The organism is Streptomyces vastus, assembly GCF_039532825.1.
GTDB classification, from domain to species: Bacteria; Actinomycetota; Actinomycetes; order Streptomycetales; family Streptomycetaceae; genus Streptomyces; species Streptomyces vastus.
This window is the reverse complement of record NZ_BAAASJ010000016.1, coordinates 49,250-64,543: the sequence shown is the minus strand read 5'-3', so window position 1 is coordinate 64,543 and position 15,294 is coordinate 49,250. Positions and strand designations below refer to the sequence as shown.

The 15,294-nt window shown below is 71.2% G+C and carries 15 protein-coding genes; 5 read left to right on the top strand and 10 right to left on the bottom strand.

Annotated elements, in window-relative coordinates; translation table 11 throughout:
* Nucleotides 1-80 precede the first annotated feature (80 nt).
* From ABD357_RS05850 to ABD357_RS05825, 6 genes are all read right to left on the bottom strand, one after another.
* A complete protein-coding gene (locus ABD357_RS05850; RefSeq protein WP_344387952.1) occupies nt 81-566 on the bottom strand; it encodes a DUF3180 domain-containing protein in 486 nt (161 codons plus the stop codon).
* 58 nt (nt 567-624) lie between these two features.
* Nucleotides 625-1,236, bottom strand: a complete 612-nt coding sequence (gene folK / locus ABD357_RS05845; RefSeq protein ID WP_344387951.1) for a 2-amino-4-hydroxy-6-hydroxymethyldihydropteridine diphosphokinase — start codon at nt 1,234-1,236, stop codon at nt 625-627.
* Nucleotides 1,233-1,592 carry a dihydroneopterin aldolase gene (gene folB / locus ABD357_RS05840; protein WP_344387950.1) on the bottom strand — a complete coding sequence of 120 codons (360 nt, stop codon included), beginning with the start codon at nt 1,590-1,592 and terminating at the stop codon, nt 1,233-1,235. Before folB ends, folK begins: the two co-directional genes overlap by 4 nt.
* Nucleotides 1,593-1,827: 235 nt before the next feature.
* Nucleotides 1,828-2,361 (bottom strand): nuclear transport factor 2 family protein, encoded by a 534-nt coding sequence (locus tag ABD357_RS05835; protein WP_344387949.1) that lies wholly within the window; start codon nt 2,359-2,361, stop codon nt 1,828-1,830.
* Nucleotides 2,358-3,236: a dihydropteroate synthase gene (gene folP, locus ABD357_RS05830; protein WP_344387948.1), complete on the bottom strand. Its 879-nt coding sequence runs from the start codon at nt 3,234-3,236 to the stop codon at nt 2,358-2,360. Before folP ends, ABD357_RS05835 begins: the two co-directional genes overlap by 4 nt.
* A gap of 136 nt (nt 3,237-3,372) precedes the next feature.
* On the bottom strand, nt 3,373-5,193 hold the full coding sequence (locus ABD357_RS05825; protein WP_344387947.1) for a phosphatidylglycerol lysyltransferase domain-containing protein: 1,821 nt from the start codon (nt 5,191-5,193) through the stop codon (nt 3,373-3,375).
* 318 nt (nt 5,194-5,511) lie between these two features.
* On the opposite strand from ABD357_RS05825, the gene ABD357_RS05820 reads away from it, so the two are divergent.
* Nucleotides 5,512-7,005, top strand: a complete 1,494-nt coding sequence (locus tag ABD357_RS05820) for a hypothetical protein (RefSeq protein ID WP_344387946.1) — start codon at nt 5,512-5,514, stop codon at nt 7,003-7,005.
* A 91-nt stretch (nt 7,006-7,096) separates the two neighbouring features.
* Here ABD357_RS05820 and ABD357_RS05815 read toward each other — a convergent pair whose 3' ends face one another.
* Nucleotides 7,097-8,431, bottom strand: coding sequence for a PH domain-containing protein (locus ABD357_RS05815; protein WP_344387945.1), 1,335 nt, complete (start codon nt 8,429-8,431; stop codon nt 7,097-7,099).
* Nucleotides 8,428-8,946, bottom strand: coding sequence for a PH domain-containing protein (locus tag ABD357_RS05810; protein ID WP_344387943.1), 519 nt, complete (start codon nt 8,944-8,946; stop codon nt 8,428-8,430). The genes ABD357_RS05815 and ABD357_RS05810 overlap by 4 nt, the downstream gene beginning before the upstream one ends.
* Nucleotides 8,947-8,977: 31 nt before the next feature.
* Here ABD357_RS05810 and ABD357_RS05805 point away from each other — a divergent pair, with 31 nt between their 5' ends.
* Nucleotides 8,978-10,129, top strand: coding sequence for an NADH-quinone oxidoreductase subunit D (locus tag ABD357_RS05805; RefSeq protein ID WP_344387942.1), 1,152 nt, complete (start codon nt 8,978-8,980; stop codon nt 10,127-10,129).
* 24 nt (nt 10,130-10,153) lie between these two features.
* Here the strand turns inward: ABD357_RS05805 and ABD357_RS05800 are convergent, their stop codons facing one another.
* Entirely contained in the window at nt 10,154-11,236 is a 1,083-nt protein-coding gene (locus ABD357_RS05800; protein ID WP_344387941.1) for an SAM-dependent methyltransferase, read from the bottom strand.
* Nucleotides 11,237-11,354: 118 nt separating this feature from the next.
* Here ABD357_RS05800 and ABD357_RS05795 point away from each other — a divergent pair, with 118 nt between their 5' ends.
* From ABD357_RS05795 to ABD357_RS05785, 3 genes are all read left to right on the top strand, one after another.
* Nucleotides 11,355-12,554 carry a sensor histidine kinase gene (locus ABD357_RS05795; protein WP_344387940.1) on the top strand — a complete coding sequence of 400 codons (1,200 nt, stop codon included), beginning with the start codon at nt 11,355-11,357 and terminating at the stop codon, nt 12,552-12,554.
* A 113-nt stretch (nt 12,555-12,667) separates the two neighbouring features.
* Entirely contained in the window at nt 12,668-13,339 is a 672-nt protein-coding gene (locus ABD357_RS05790) for a response regulator (RefSeq protein ID WP_344387939.1), read from the top strand.
* Nucleotides 13,340-13,408: 69 nt separating this feature from the next.
* Nucleotides 13,409-14,041, top strand: a complete 633-nt coding sequence (locus ABD357_RS05785; protein ID WP_344387938.1) for an AAA family ATPase — start codon at nt 13,409-13,411, stop codon at nt 14,039-14,041.
* A gap of 19 nt (nt 14,042-14,060) precedes the next feature.
* Here ABD357_RS05785 and ABD357_RS05780 read toward each other — a convergent pair whose 3' ends face one another.
* Nucleotides 14,061-15,257, bottom strand: coding sequence for a threonine aldolase family protein (locus ABD357_RS05780; protein WP_344387937.1), 1,197 nt, complete (start codon nt 15,255-15,257; stop codon nt 14,061-14,063).
* Between the last annotated feature and the right edge of the window lie 37 nt (nt 15,258-15,294).

Below are 15,294 nucleotides of genomic sequence, written 5' to 3'. Positions count from 1 at the left end.
GGGGCGCTGGTCGCGCCCCGCGGCGGAGCCGCAAATTGATACAGCCCCGCGCCCCTTACGGGGGCGCGGCCCGCGCGGCCCTACGCCGCCGGGGCCGCGTTGCCGTTCGTTTCGTCGTCCTCCGGTAGTTTGCAGACCCGTTCCAGGAAGAAGGCCGCCGCTATGACGGCGATGCCTGCCAGGACTGAGAAGCCGGCGTAGATCGCCTGGTCGCGGCGGGCCGGGATGTCCAGGGACTCCAGGAGGAAGGCGCCGGCTCCGCCGTACATGCCGGCTACCAGGGCGGCTACCAGGGCGCTGGCCTGGCCGAATACCACCGCTCGGGCCGCCACCAGCGGGTCGACACCCGTGGCGCCGGGGCGGCGCTCACGCTGGGCCTTGAGGCGGGCCCTCAGGGAGAGCGCCGTGGCCAGGAGGACCACGGCGATCAGGGCCAGGACGATGGGGGCGGCGAGGGGGACCCGGGGCAGCGTGCCCACCGCGTTCCACAAGCGGGCGCCCGCCCAGGACAGCACGCCGGCGACCACGAACACGCCGACCAGCGTCCTGATGCGCAGCTCTTTCACGATGCCCCTTCGTCGCAGCCGGAGACGGTCCGGTAGATGATCCGGTAGACCTTAACGACTAGTCGGGCAGCTGTAGTTCCAGGTCGGCGCGGGGCGCGACACCTTCGCGGGGGACGGAGGCCAGAAGCCCTGCCACCGGCCCGACACCCGGGAGCTGGGCGTCCGGCTCCACGTCGTGCCAGGGGGCGAGGACGAAGGCACGCTCGTGCGCGCGGGGGTGGGGGAGGGTGAGGTCCGGGTCGTCGGAGACCATGTCGGCGTACGCGACGATGTCCACGTCGATCGTGCGGGGCCCCCAGCGCTCGTCCCGTACGCGGTGGAAGGCCTCCTCGACCGCGTGCGCCCGCTCCAGCAGGGAGCTCGGGGGGAGCGTCGTGCGCAGGACGACGACCGCGTTGAAGTACGTCGGCTGGCTGTCCGGCTCCACGCCCCAGGGCTGCGTCTCGTACACCGGAGAGACCGCCTTGACCCGTACGCCGGGTGTGTCCTCCAGGGCGTCGACGGCACCCTGGAGGGTCTCCAGGCGGTTGCCGAGGTTCGAGCCGAGGGAGAGCACGGCCCGTTTCGGGTTGTGCAGGGTCGTGTCGGCGGCGTCCACTCGTTCCACGACGGAGGCGGGCACCGGCTGTACGGTCGGGTCGCTCTGACCCTCGGTCAACGAGGCAGTCATACTCGGCTCCGGGTGATGGTGACGGTCACGTCGTCGAAGGGAACGGTGATCGGCGCGTCCGGTTTGTGGACGCAGACCTCGACCTCCTGGACCCCGTCGTGTTTCAGACACGTCTGGGCGATGCGCTCGGCGAGCGTTTCGATGAGATCCACGGGCTCGCCCTCGACGACGGCCACGACCTCCTGGGCCACTATGCCGTAGTGCACGGTCTTCGCCAGGTCGTCGTCGGCCGCGGCCGGCCGGGTGTCCAGGCCCAGCGAGAGGTCCACGATGAAGGTCTGGCCCTCTGCGCGTTCCTTGGGGAAGACACCGTGGTGCCCGCGGGCCTTCAGGCCGCGCAGCGCGACACGATCCACGCGAATCACTCCTGCAGTCGTCGGTAACGGCGGTCACCGCCACATGCGGTCGGCCCACCAGCCACAGTCGAATCTACCTGCGGACACTGACAACACCCGGTCACGATGGCTCGGCCCGGGCGCATGCCAGGAGGGTTCATCGGCTGTTCGTCTGGAGGGACCCGGCGGCTCACGGGCTGGTAGCCGCCCCTACCCAAGGCCCCGCGAACCCAACCACTACTTGCCTCCTACCCACTCAGGAGGGCGAGTCGTCGGTCTCTTCCTCGCCGGATTCGGCCAACACCGGGGAGGCGTGGTGTGACCACAGTTTCCAGCCCTCGGATGTGCGGCGGAACACATTCGTGGCGACCACCAGCTGGCCCACGAGCGGTCCCAGTTCGTCGCTGTCCTCCGGGGCCGGGCCGCCGCTGAGGATGTTCTCCGTGCAGGTCACCAGGGCGGTGTCGGAGATGACGGACACGTGCACGTCCGTCAGGAAGAACTGGATGTACTCGGTGTTCGCCATGATCAGCGCGTACGAGCGGAGTACCTCGCCGCGGCCGGTCAGTACGGGCCAGCCGGGGTGGACGCAGGAGACCTCGGTGCCCCGGTCGGTGCCTTCCTCGAGGTCTTCGGGGTCCGCGGGATCTGCGGTGTGCTCGGCTCCGTCGATGTCCATGGGTGCGAGCCAGAGCGTCGACAGCTCTTCGAAGTCGCCTCGTTCCATCGCCTCGTAGAAGGCGGTGTTGGCGCGGGCTACCTCTTCGACGTCGGTGCGGGGTGCGCTCACTGGGCTCCCTCTGCCGCCCGGGCGCCTTCCACGGCCCTGGCCACCCGGACCGCGTCGGCGGTGGCCCTCACCTCGTGGACGCGGACAGCCCATGCGCCCTGGTGGGCGGCGAGCGCGGAGACGGCGGCGGTGGCGGCATCGCGTTCCCTGGCGGGCGGCGGGGCGCCCTGCGACCCGGCCAGTACGCGGCCGAGGAACCGCTTGCGGGACGCGGCGACCAGTACGGGGTGGCCGAGGTCCAGGAGGCGGTCGAGGTGGGCGAGGAGGATCAGGTCGTGCTCGGCCTCCTTGGAGAAGCCGAGGCCCGGGTCGACGACGATGCGGTCCGCGGCGATACCTCCCTCGAGTACGGCCGCCACGCGCGCGTGGAGCTCGTCGACGACTTCGGAGACGACGTCCTCGTACCTCCCCTGGATGTTTCCGCCCTCCAGGAAGCCGCGCCAGTGCATGACCACGAAGGGGGCGTCGGCGTCCGCGACGACCCGGATCATCGCGGGGTCGGCGAGGCCGCCGCTGACGTCGTTGACGAGGGCGGCCCCGGCGGCGAGGGCGCGCTCGGCGACGGAGGCGCGCATGGTGTCGACGGAGATGGTGACGCCCTCGGAGGCGAGGCCCCGTACGACCGGGATGACGCGCTTGAGTTCCTCGGCCTCGTCGACGCGGGTGGCGCCGGGGCGGGTGGACTCGCCGCCCACGTCGACCAGGTCCGCGCCTTCCGCGACCAGGTCGAGGCCGTGCTTGACGGCTGCCGTCGTGTCGAACCAACGGCCGCCGTCCGAGAAGGAGTCGGGGGTGACGTTCACAACTCCCATGACGGCGCACCGGTCCCATGCCGGGAGCCCTGACACTTGGCCTCGCCCGCTGTTCTTGGTCATACGCCCAGCGTAGGCCTCCGGCGTCGGGCCGGTTCTCCTGCGGGGGCCGAGGGGCTTTCGGAGGCGACCCCCGTCGTGTGGTGGCCTGAGCGAGGTCCCGGGGCTTGGAGGGAGTGGGACCTCGCTCAGGCCTGCTCTATGCCGCCCCTACGCCGTGTTCCGGCAGGCGGGTTTCCGGCAGCTGGTGCGGGCACGGCGCCGGTGGGGTCGTCCTGCGGCGCAGGGCCCGCGGTAGGGGGACGTCCACGAAACCCTCCGCCCTCAGGGCCGCCAGGCCGAGGCGCGGCAGGTCGCGGGAGGAGCCGTAGACGACGAAGCGGGGCTCCCAGCGCGGGCGGAACTTCGCGTTGAACCTGTACAGCGACTCGATCTGGAACCAGCGAGAGAGGAACACCAGCACACCGCGCCAGGCGCGCAGGACCGGGCCCGCGCCGATCTTCTCGCCGCGGGCCAAGGTCGCGCGGAACATCGCGAAGTTGAGCGAGACCCGCTTCACGCCCAGGCGCGGCGCCGCCTGGAGCGCGGCCACGATGAGGAGCTCGTTCATGCCGGGATCGGCCGCGCGGTCGCGGCGCATCAGGTCCAGGGAGACGCCGTCGGTGCCCCAGGGGACGAAGTGGAGTACGGCCTTCAGATCGCCGTACGGCCCGGGTTCGGCGTCGACCTTGTGTGCCGTGGCGAGCAGACAGTCCCCGTCGGCCGGGTCGCCGATGCGGCCCAGTGCCATGGAGAAGCCGCGTTCGGTGTCCGTGCCGCGCCAGTCCTGGGCGGCATGGCGTATCCGGTCCAGTTCGCCCTCGCCCAGGTCACGAACGCGGCGTACCCGGGTCTCGTAACCGGCCCGCTCGATGCGGTTCACCATCTGGCGCACGTTTCGCATCGGGCGTCCGGCCAGGGAGAAATCCGCGACGTCCACCACCGCCTCGTCGCCCAGTTCGAGGGCGTCCAGGCCGGTTTCCCGCGTCCAGACCTCGCCGCCCGTCTCGGAGCAGCCAATGACGGCGGGTGTCCAGGAGTGGGTTTTCGCCACGTCCATGAAGCGCTCGATCGCACCGGGCCAGGCCTCGACGTCGCCGATCGGGTCGCCGCTGGCGAGCATCACCCCGGAGACGACGCGGTACGTCACCGCCGCCTTGCCGCTGGGCGAGAAGACGACCGCCTTGTCCCGGCGCAGCGCGAAGTGGCCGAGCGAGTCACGGCCACCGTGCTTCTCCAGGAGTGCTCGCAGCCGCGCCTCGTCGTCCTTCGTGAGCCGTGCGGCGGGGTGTTCGGGGCGCAGCGCCAGGTAGACGGTGGTGATGGCGGTCAGCAGGCCGAGCGCGCCGAGTGAGAAGGCCACCGTCCAGGACGTATCGCCCTGGTAGCCGACCGGCCCTGCGAAGCCGAACAGGCCGTACATCACGTGGGTGATGCGGTCTGCCAGGCTCGGATCGCCGACGAGCCGGTTCGAGTGGGCGCTGACGATGACCAGGCCGAGGAGGAGTGAGCCGGCGCCCATGAGAACGAAGTTGGTGAGCGCGCGCCAGCGGCTGCGGGGGTCGGGCAGCGCCGTGAACTCGCCGCGATGCCGCAGCAGGGGAGCCAGCAGCGCGAGTGAGACGAGGACGCCGATGAGGGAGTGCCGGTAGGCCAGCTGCGCGAGGGCGCCGGCCGGCAGCAGGAGCACGGCGGCCCGCCAGGCCCGGTGCTTACGGCGGCGCAGACCGTGGGCCAGGAGCAGCAGCAGAACGCCTACGCTGAGCGACAGGGCGGCGGCGAACGGGCCCAGCGCGCCCGGCAGTACCTCGGCGAGCGTGTGCACGCGGCTGTGCCGGAAGCGCGGGAAGACGCCCGCGGCGATGTCCAGGAACCCCACGAGGGTGCAGGCCCTGGCGACCAGGGCGGGTACGGACTCCGGGCGTGGACCACGCAGTACGCGCCGCAGTCGACCCGTCCGGTCCTGAGCCCTGGCCGGCATTTCCCCTTCAACCGTGACAGACATCGCAACCCGTACTTCTGCGAGAGAACTCGAAACCGGTGCCATTTACGGCATCCGGCGATATTGCGCCCTCTAGGACGGTGTCAGGAGGAGCCGGGTTCACTCGGTTCCGGAAAAGCGTGGCAAAAGTGTGTTTGCATACGCGGGCCTCTGTCGGTCCTCTGCGATGTGCCGCTGTCACTGGTGTGACAGTTTGGAGTGACCGCTGAGTGGTGAGGTGGTGTCAATCCTCGGGAGTGGCTGGGTTTTTACGGGGCGGGGCTCCAAGATTCGCCTACGCGCGGTAAGTTTCTGGCCATGCCACGTGGACGTCACCGTCATTCACCACCTCTGCACCGGCTGCTGCCACCCTCGGCGATCGCAGGCGTCTCGCTCGTCTGTGCCGCCGGGCCCTGGTTGTTCTCTGACGCGTGGGTGCTCCGCGGGCTGGCCGCGGGCGCCGCGGCGACGGCTGTCGTGGGCGCGGTCGTCATGCGCCACTGGGACGTGTCCGCGGGCAAACGCGTCGCGGACCTCACGCGCGCGCGTGCGAGCGACGAGTGGCGCCACGAGGAGCGGATCGCCGAGCTCGAGACCGACCTCGACGAGTCGCGCGAGCTGCGCACCAAGCTGGAGCACCGGCTCCGCGAGAAGCGGGCGGAGCTCCAGGGCCTGCGCAACGAACACGCCGCCCTGCTGCGGCGGTACGCCACGGCGGAGACTGAGCGGGCCAGTGTCCTGGAGAGCCGCCGACGTCTCGCCATAGAGGCGACGACTCCGGCTCGTGCCGCCCTGCCCGCGGCGGCTTCGGCGGACCCGGTGGCCGAGGCGACGGAGAAGCCCGCTCCGGCCGCCCGTGCCGCGGCTTCGGTGCTCTACGCGAAGGCCAACGCGGCGCTGGACCGGCTGGCGGAGGCGGCTGCCGCTCACGTGGACGTGGCCGAGGGCGCGCCTTGGGCGGACAAAGAGACGAAGGACGGTTCGGCGGAGGACGCTTCGGAAGAGGTCGCTTCGGAGGACACGAGCGGCACGAGCGGTTCGTCCGCGGTGGACGGCTCCACGGAGAGCGGTCCGGCGGGGGACGCGCCCGACGGCAGCGAGTCCCCGAAGAGGGACTCCCCGAATGACGGCTCCACGGAGAGCGGTCCGGCGCCGGACGCGTTCGACGAGCCCGAGCCGGGCCCGTCGCCGAAGGGCGGCCCCGCGAAGGGCGGTTCGGCCAAGGGCGCCCTCGCGAAGGCCGGTGCGCCGAAGGGTGCGCCTCCGGCGGGCGGTCCCGGCAAGGGCGGGCCCACGCCGGGCGGTTCGCCGAAGGGCGGCTCTCGCAAGAAGGCCCCCGCGACGGGCGAGGCCGGGACGGAGGGCGAGGCGGCGCAGGGGAAGCCCGAGGCGGTCGGAGGGCATGAGCGCACGGCCGCCGCGAACGCACCGACGCCTGCCGAGTCCCCCACCACCGCAGCCGCCCTGAAGCCCGCCCACAGGGCCGGGCTTCCCTCGGGGCACTTCACTGTGCCCAAGGCCGTGGCGGTGGTTCCGACTTCTCCCGCACGGCGGCCTTCCGTAGAGGGCGGGTTCGACTTCTTCGGTACGCAGCCGGAGGCGTCCCAGGCTGCCCTGGAGGCCGTGCAGAACGAGGACCTGGCCGACGTGGTGGGCCAGGAGGCGCTCGCTCTCCACAAGGCCGAGTCCGAGGCGCAGTTCAAGCCCGCGGACGAGGAGTCCCGCGGCGTCGGCCAGCAGGTCATCGACCTGACCGCGCACGACGAGACGGAGCAGATCGACGTGGCGGAACTGCGGAGTGCGGTTTCCTGAACCTCAGGAGCGCGGTTTCCTGAGGTTCATCGGCAACAGGTCATGAGGGCAGTGGCAGCGCGACGCGCCACTGCCCTCAGCCGTTCACCGCTCAGGCTCCGGCCATCCACCGATCCGGCCGGGCCTCCCGCCGCCCCGTCCGCGACCGGTCCGCCTGCGCGTACAGCAACTCCGCCGCCTCCGAGGCGTTCCGCAGCCGAGCCGTCACCGTCTTGTTGGCGCCCGTGTCGATGTGCACATCGGCCAGCCCCTTGACGCGCATCCACGGCCCTTGCTCCATGCGTACGCTCTGGACCTTGCCGTGCGGCACGAGCGCGAGGCTGCGGCGCAGCAGCCCGTGCCGGGACGCGAAGACGGCGTCGGTGACGGCAAGCCCGTAACCCCGCCACCACAACGGCATGCACCAGCCCGCCCGGCGCGGCGGTCGTGACAGCGCACCCGGCACCGTCACGCCCGGCAGCACCCGCGCGATCACCGACTCGGCGACCTCGCGCGGAGCGACCGGTACAAGCACGGAGTTGGACGAGCCCGCCACGTCCAGCTCGACCCGGACCCAGCCGCGCCGCCGCCACAGCAGCGGTTCGACGATGCGGACGGTCTGTACGCGGCCGGGCGGCACCGTCTCGTGCGTACGGTCGAGCAGTCCGTGGTCGATCCGGAGCCCGTCCGGGGAATCGCCCACCGTCCAGTCGTACTCGCCGACGAAGCGCCCCACACTGCTCGCGCCCGCCGCGCCGAGCAGCGGCAGCGCGACCGCGAGCACCGTCCACACGCTGTGCGAGGCCCACCACACCAGCGGCGGTACGACCAGCGCGCCGGCCAGCGATCCCCAGGTGGCGCCCGTCAGCACCAGGGACACGGCGAGGACCCTGGCCGGTACGTGCAGCAACTGCCGGACCGGCGCCTCGCCCACCTCGTGCGCCGTCTCGGGCGCGAAACCGGCGGCGCGGGCGAGCAGCTCGGCCCGCAGCACACGGGCCTCGTCCTCGCCCAGGAAGGCAAGTTCGTCCTTTTTGTCGGCCCCTATGACGTCGAGTTTGAGTTTGGAGACGCCCGCGACGCGGGCCAGCAGCGGCTGGGTGACATCGACGGCCTGGAGCCGGTCCAGCCGGATGTGCGCGGTGCGCCGGAACAACAGGCCCGTACGGATGCGCAGTTCGGTGTCGGTCACCGCGAAGTGGGTGAACCACCAGGTCAGAAAGCCGTACAGGGCAGCGGCCGGAATGACCACGGCGATCGCGATCAGCAGGGTGGAGGTCGTCAGCCGGGTCAGCTGCCGCTGCGTCTGGTCGGGGTCGTGCACCGCCCAGCCGGCGATCACGGCGATCGGCGCCCAGGCGCGGCGCAGCGGCGTCACGGGATGCAGCCGCCGCTCCGTCACGGGCTTGTTCTGGCGTACGCCGCGCTCGACGTCGGAAGTCGTCACAGCCCCGCCGATCTGGCCTCGCCCAGCTCCGTGAGCCGGTCCCGCAGCCGTTCCGCCTCCGCCGGGTCGAGGCCCGGAATGCGGGCGTCCGTCGCCGCGGCGGCCGTGTGCAGCTGCACGCTCGCCAGCCCGAAGTGCCGCTCGACGGGACCCGAGGTCACCTCGACCAGCTGCATGCGCCCGTACGGCACGACCGTCTCCTCACGCCACAGCACACCCCGGCTGATCAGCAGGTCGTCCGCGCGCTCGGCGTACCGCCAGGACCGCCAGTTGCGGCCCAGCATCGACCAGCCCCACAGCAGCAGTGCCAGCGGCAGCAAGGCGAAGGCCGCCCAGCCGGGCCCGGCGAGCAGACCGAGCGGCAGCCCCGTACCGAGCGTCAGCGGCACCAGCCAGACCACGAGCAGCAGCCGGCGCATCCGCAGCAGTCCCGGCGGCAGGCCGGTCCACACCGGCTCCGGCTCGGACTCGGTGCTCCCGGTGGTGCCCATGGTCCCCCTGCTCCCCGTCTCCATGCCGCAAGAGTACGTACGAGACACTGTTCCCATGACTCCCACGACGGAGACCACGGTCGGCATCGGCGGCGCCGCGGAGAGCACCGACATGGTGCTCAACATCGGGCCCCAGCACCCGTCCACCCACGGTGTACTGCGCCTTCGGCTCGTGCTGGACGGCGAGCGGATCCAGCACGCGGAGCCGGTCATCGGCTACATGCACCGTGGCGCGGAAAAGCTCTTCGAAGCGCGCGACTACCGCCAGATCATCATGCTCGCCAACCGCCACGACTGGCTCTCCGCCTTCTCGAACGAGCTGGGTGTCGTCCTCGCCGTGGAACGCATGCTCGGCATGGAGGTCCCGGCCCGTGCGGTGTGGATGCGGACGCTCCTCGCGGAGCTGAACCGCGTCCTGAACCATCTGATGTTTCTGGGGTCGTACCCGCTTGAGCTGGGCGGAATCACGCCGGTCTTCTACTCCTTCCGGGAGCGCGAGGAGCTCCAGGCCGTCATGGAGGAGATCTCCGGCGGGCGCATGCATTTCATGTTCAACCGCGTCGGCGGCCTCAAGGAGGACCTCCCCGCCGGATGGGCTTCACGCGCGCGTGCGACCGTCGCGGACGTCCGTTCGCGCATGGACGTGTACGACAACCTGGTACTCGGCAACGAGATCTTCCGCGGGCGTACGCGCGACGTGGGCCGGATGTCCCCGGAGACGGTGCACGCCTACGGAGTGAGCGGTCCGATCGCCCGCGCCAGCGGAGTCGACTTCGATCTGCGCCGCGACGAGCCGTATCTGGCGTACGGGGAACTGGGCGACGTCCTGAAGGTCGTCACGCGCCAGGAGGGCGACTGCCTGGCCCGCTTCGAGGTCCTCCTGGAGCAGACGCACAACTCGCTGGACCTCGCCGACGCCTGCCTGGACCGGCTCGCGCAGCTGCCGCCCGGCCCGGTCAACCAGCGGCTCCCGAAGGTGCTCAAGGCCCCGGAGGGCCACACGTACGCCTGGACCGAGAACCCGCTCGGCATCAACGGCTACTACCTCGTCAGCAAGGGCGACAAGACCCCGTACCGGCTGAAGCTGCGCTCGGCCTCGTACAACAACATCCAGGCGTTGGTGGAGCTGCTGCCGGGGACGCTGGTCGCCGACATGGTGGCGATCCTGGGATCACTGTTCTTCGTGGTCGGGGACATCGACAAGTAGGGCTGTCCGCGCTCCCCGTGCTCTTCATGGACGGCTGTTTTCGCCGGGCAGGGGGTCGGGCAGCGGGTTCGGAATTCCAACCGGCTGGACGAGCCAGCCGAAGTCGCCGAGCCCGCCGGGAGCGGTGAGTTCGGTGCCCTCAGCGGCGCCGGCGAGGGCCCGTACGTACGCCGTCGGATCCGTGGAGGCCAGCGACAGCGGCGGCCGGCCGCCGCTCACGCCCAGGGCGTGCAGGGCGTCCCGCTGGGTCAGCAGCCGCGCTCCGGGCAGCGCGCACGCGTCCAGGGCCACATGCGCGGTGATGTCGCAGGACCCGTCCGGTACGGGCGCCGTCTCGCGGCCCTCGCGGAAGCCGGTGAGCGTCCCGAAGGGAGGACGTGCGTCCGCGCGGTGGGCGTAGTCGACGGCGACGGCGAGACCCCGGTCGAGCGTGGCCACGGCGGATGCCCAAGCGGCGTCCCTGGGGAGGCCGATTTCGGCACGCAGCCCTTCGGGATGCTGGTTTTCAGGGGTACGAAGCTCTTCGGGAAGCCGATGACCAGGTAGTGGCCACCAGCGAGCCAGCCACTCCGCTTCAGCTCCGGAGACCGGCTCCCCGAGGGATTCCGTGCCGTCCTCCCGTACGAGGACCATCCGTGGCACCCCGTCGGCGTCAACCTCCGCCACGTCCAGGGGCACGTTGTCCAGCCACTCGTTCGCGAACAGCAGCCCCGTGACCCCCGCCGGCGGCTCCGCGAGCCACTCGATCCGGTGGTCGACAGCGGCGGGCCGGTCGGCGCGTTCGACGGCATACCCGCGCGCGCGGGAGCCCACTTCGGCGGGAAGGGCCTTCAGGACGCCGGTGACCAGCTCGCCGCGGCCCGCGCCCATGTCGACGAAGGCGAGTTCGGCGGGCCGGCCGAGCGCCTCGTCGACCCGGCACAGAAGCCCGGCCACAGCACCCGCGAACAGCGGCGACGCGTGCACCGAGGTCCGGAAGTGACCCGCGGGCCCCTCAGGCCGGCGATAGAACCCGCGAGGCCCGTACAGCGCCTCCTCGGCGGCCTGCCGCCACCCGCGCCGGCCCCCCGCCGCCTCGTGTGCGTCTTGTCTCACGGCTTGTCCCACGGCCTCAGGCTAAGCGCCGGGAATCAGCAGGTCTCCACCTTGGGGAGTACGTCCGCTGGTCGCGGATCGGCCCTCCGGTTGACCCCTGCACACTGCACCCTTCCCTACGCTGGGTTACGTGCAGCGCCTCTATGACTTCTTCCGCAGGCACCCGACGTGGGTCGACAGCTTCTGGGCCGTCCTCCTGTTCGGGATTTCCGTGCTGGGCGGATCGATCACGGAGGAGGCCCAGGGGGCCGATCTCCCGGCCGTCTCGGTTCCGATCATGCTTCTGCTGTCCCTGGTGGTCGCCCTGCGCCGCCGTATGCCGGAGAAGATGCTGATCCTGGCGCTGCTGCTCGGCCTGGTACAGCTGATCGCGGACGTCGGGACGCTGCCCGCCGACTTCGCCTTCTTGGTGATCATCTATACGGTCGCGGCGGACGGCGCCCGCTGGGCCTCCCGGCTGGCGCTGACCGCCGGCCTGTGCGCCGCTCCCGTGGCACAGCTGCGCTGGCCTGCCGACCAGGGCGTCGGGAGCGGCATCGCCATAGTGATCTTCCAGATCGTTCCCTTCGCACTCGCCTGGGTCCTCGGCGACTCGGTCCGCACCCGCCGCGCCTACCTCTCGCAGCTGGAGGAGCGCGCCGCCCGGCTGGAGAAGGAGCGCGAGGCCCAGTCCAAGGTGGCGGTCGCCGCCGAGCGGGCCCGGATCGCCCGCGAGCTGCACGACGTGGTCGCGCACAACGTGTCGGTGATGGTGGTGCAGGCGGACGGTGCCGCTTACGTCCTGGACACCGCCCCCGACCAGGCCAAGAAGGCCCTGGAGACCATCTCCGGAACAGGCCGTCAGGCCCTCGCCGAGATGCGCCGCCTGCTCGGCGTGCTGCGCACCGGCGAGCACCAGGAGAGCGGCGAGTACGTCCCGCAGCCCGACGTCGACCAGCTCGACGACCTCATCGAGGAGGTCCGCACGGCCGGCCTCCCCGTCGACTACAAGATCGAGGGCACCCCGCGACCGCTGCCGAGCGGTGTCGAGCTCACCGCGTACCGCATCGTGCAGGAGGCGCTGACCAACACGCGCAAGCACGGGGGGCCGAACGCGGGCGCGAGCGTGCGCCTGGTCTACTTCGACGACGGCCTCGGGCTGCTCGTCGAGGACGACGGGAAGGGCGCCCCGCACGAGTTGTACGAGGACGGCGGCGTCGACGGACGGGGACACGGTCTGATCGGTATGCGGGAGCGCGTCGGAATGGTCGGCGGCACCCTTGACGCGGGACCGCGCCCGGGCGGCGGCTTCCGGATCAGTGCCCTGCTCCCGCTCAAGCCCGCCAACTGACACGTGCACGCGACACCCACCGACCGCCCGCGAACCGACCGCCCACGCACCACTCGCCCACGAACCACCCGCACACGCACCGCCCGTCCATGAATCGACCGGAGGACCCAGGAATGCCGATCCGCGTGATGCTCGTCGACGATCAGGTGCTGTTGCGCACCGGGTTCCGGATGGTGCTCGCCGCCCAGCCGGACATGGAGGTCGTCGCGGAGGCCGGCGACGGTGTCGAGGCCCTCCAGGAGCTGCGCTCGACCGCCGTCGACGTGGTCCTGATGGACGTACGCATGCCGAAGCTGGACGGCGTCGAGACGACCCGCCGCATCTGCTCGGAGCCGGACTCGCCGAAGGTACTGATTCTGACCACCTTCGACCTCGACGAGTACGCCTTCTCCGGGCTGAAGGCGGGCGCCTCCGGCTTCATGCTCAAGGACGTGCCGCCCGGCGAACTCCTCACCGCCATCCGCTCCGTGCACAGCGGTGACGCGGTGGTCGCGCCCTCCACGACCCGCCGTCTCCTCGACCGGTTCGCGCCGATGCTGCCGAGCGGCGGCAAGGAGCCCCAGCACAAGGAGCTGGAGCGGCTGACCGACCGCGAGCGCGAGGTGATGATCCTGGTCGCGCAGGGTCTGTCGAACGGCGAGATCGCGGCACGTCTCGTCCTCTCGGAGGCGACGGTAAAAACGCACGTGGGGCGCATCCTCACCAAGCTGGGGCTGCGGGACCGGGTACAGGTCGTGGTTCTGGCGTACGAGACGGGTCTGGTACGGGCGGGCGGACAGGGCTGAGCGGGCCTTGGCAGGGGCGCTGCGTGAACGTGACCGGGGCGTAACCCTCGGCCACTAGGGTCTCTGCGCATGCTCCTGTGGATCAACGGGCCCTTCGGGGGCGGCAAGACACAGACCGCGCACGAGATACAGCGGCGCCTGCCTGGCAGCGTCATCTGCGATCCGGAGCATGTCGGCTTCGGACTGCGGCGCGCACTGCCGCCCGAACTGCGCGGAAACTTCCAGGACTTGGTGTCCTGGCGGCAGGGCGTCGTCGAGGTGCTCGACCTCGCCCTCACCAAGCACGACGGCGTGGTGATCGCCCCCATGACCGTCACGGACTTCGGCTATTTCGACGAGACCGTCGGACGACTGCGCGAAAAGGGCCACGACGTACGGCACTTCTCCCTCCTCGCCCAGCGCGAGACCGTCCTGAAGCGGCTGCACGAGCGCGGATTCGGCCACCTCCTCCAGTACGTCGCCGGCAAGGACGCCGGCTTGCGCAGGGAGAGTTGGGCGGTGGAGCAGCTCGACCACTGCCTGGAGAGGCTGCGCGAGCCGGAGTTCGCCGAGCACCTGTGGACGGACGACACCACGGTTCCCAAGACCGCCGACCGGATCGCCGTACTGGCCGGGCTGACGCTCAAACCGAACAAGGAGGGAGCGTTGCGGACCCGGCTGCGACAGATACGGGTCGGGGTCAAGCACATCCGGTTCGACTGACAGGCGCCGCTCCGGCTGTTCAGGGCGCCGAGCCGGGCAGCCGCGCCGTGAAGTCGGCTACGGCTGTCCTGACGTCCTCCGCGGTCAACTCCAGGCCCGCCTCGGCCACCGTCACCTCCGTGACCGACAGCCCCGGCAGCCTGTCCGGGAACCAGCGATGGAACAGTGCCGTCTTGGTCTCCTCGGCCTGCCGTACGGCCGCCTCATTGAGCTCCTCGTGGTCGTACGGCAGCCACACCCGGAACTCATGCGTGTGCGGCTCCTCGGGGTGGACGCGGCTCCAGGGGACGCCCGCCGCCGTGAAGCCCTCGCGCAGCGCCGCGGCGACCACGCGCGCGTGGGCCACGTATTCCGGCAGGCGGGGCAGCACCTGGTCGAGGCCGATCAGCGCCGACAGGGCTGTCGGGAACTGCTGGAAGACCTGGCCGCCGTACCGGTGCCGCCAGGCCTTCGCCTCGTCGAGGAGGGTTCGCGGGCCCGCGAGCACCGCGCCGCCGAGCCCTCCCAGGGACTTGTAGAACGACACGTACAGGCTGTCCGCGAGGCCTGCGATCTCCTCCAGGGGGCGCCCGAAGTGCGGGGTGCACTCCCACAGACGCGCCCCGTCGAAGTGGACCACCGCGTCGCGTTCCCGTGCGGCGTCCACCACCTTGGAGAGCTCCTCCCAGGAGGGCAGCTCGAAACCGGCGTCCCGGAGAGGCAGTTCGAGCATCAGGGTCCCGAAGGGCTCCTCGAAGTTCCGTACCTCCTCGGCGGTCGGCAGCCGGGGCTGGTAGGTCGGATGGACGGTCCGCAAACCGCTCACTACGGAGAGGGCGTCGCGCTCGTGCACCTCGGGGTGGGCGAGCGGATGCAGGGCCACGGCGGGGTTGCCGGTACGGCCCGCCCAGCAGCGCAGGGCCACCTGCTGAGCCATGGTGCCCGAGGGGAAGAAGGCGGCGGCCTCCTTGCCGAGGAGGCCCGCGACCCGCTCCTCCACGGTCTCGACGATCCGGTCGCCGTACATGTCCACCGGCTGGTCCAGGTCGTACACCTGGGCCGCCATGTCCGTCAGCCGCGCCAGTCGCTCGCCGACCGTGGAGTGGAGACCGGGTCGCCACAATGCCCGTTCGGCTCCTCGCACGGCAGCCCAGCGCCGCGCCCGCTTCTGTTCCTCTGACTGTTCGCCGCCCTGCTCAGCCGACTGATCCTTGTCCTGCTGCGCCGAATCACTCATCCCTGGATCATGCCGTGCCCGGCGGCGGCCGGGCATG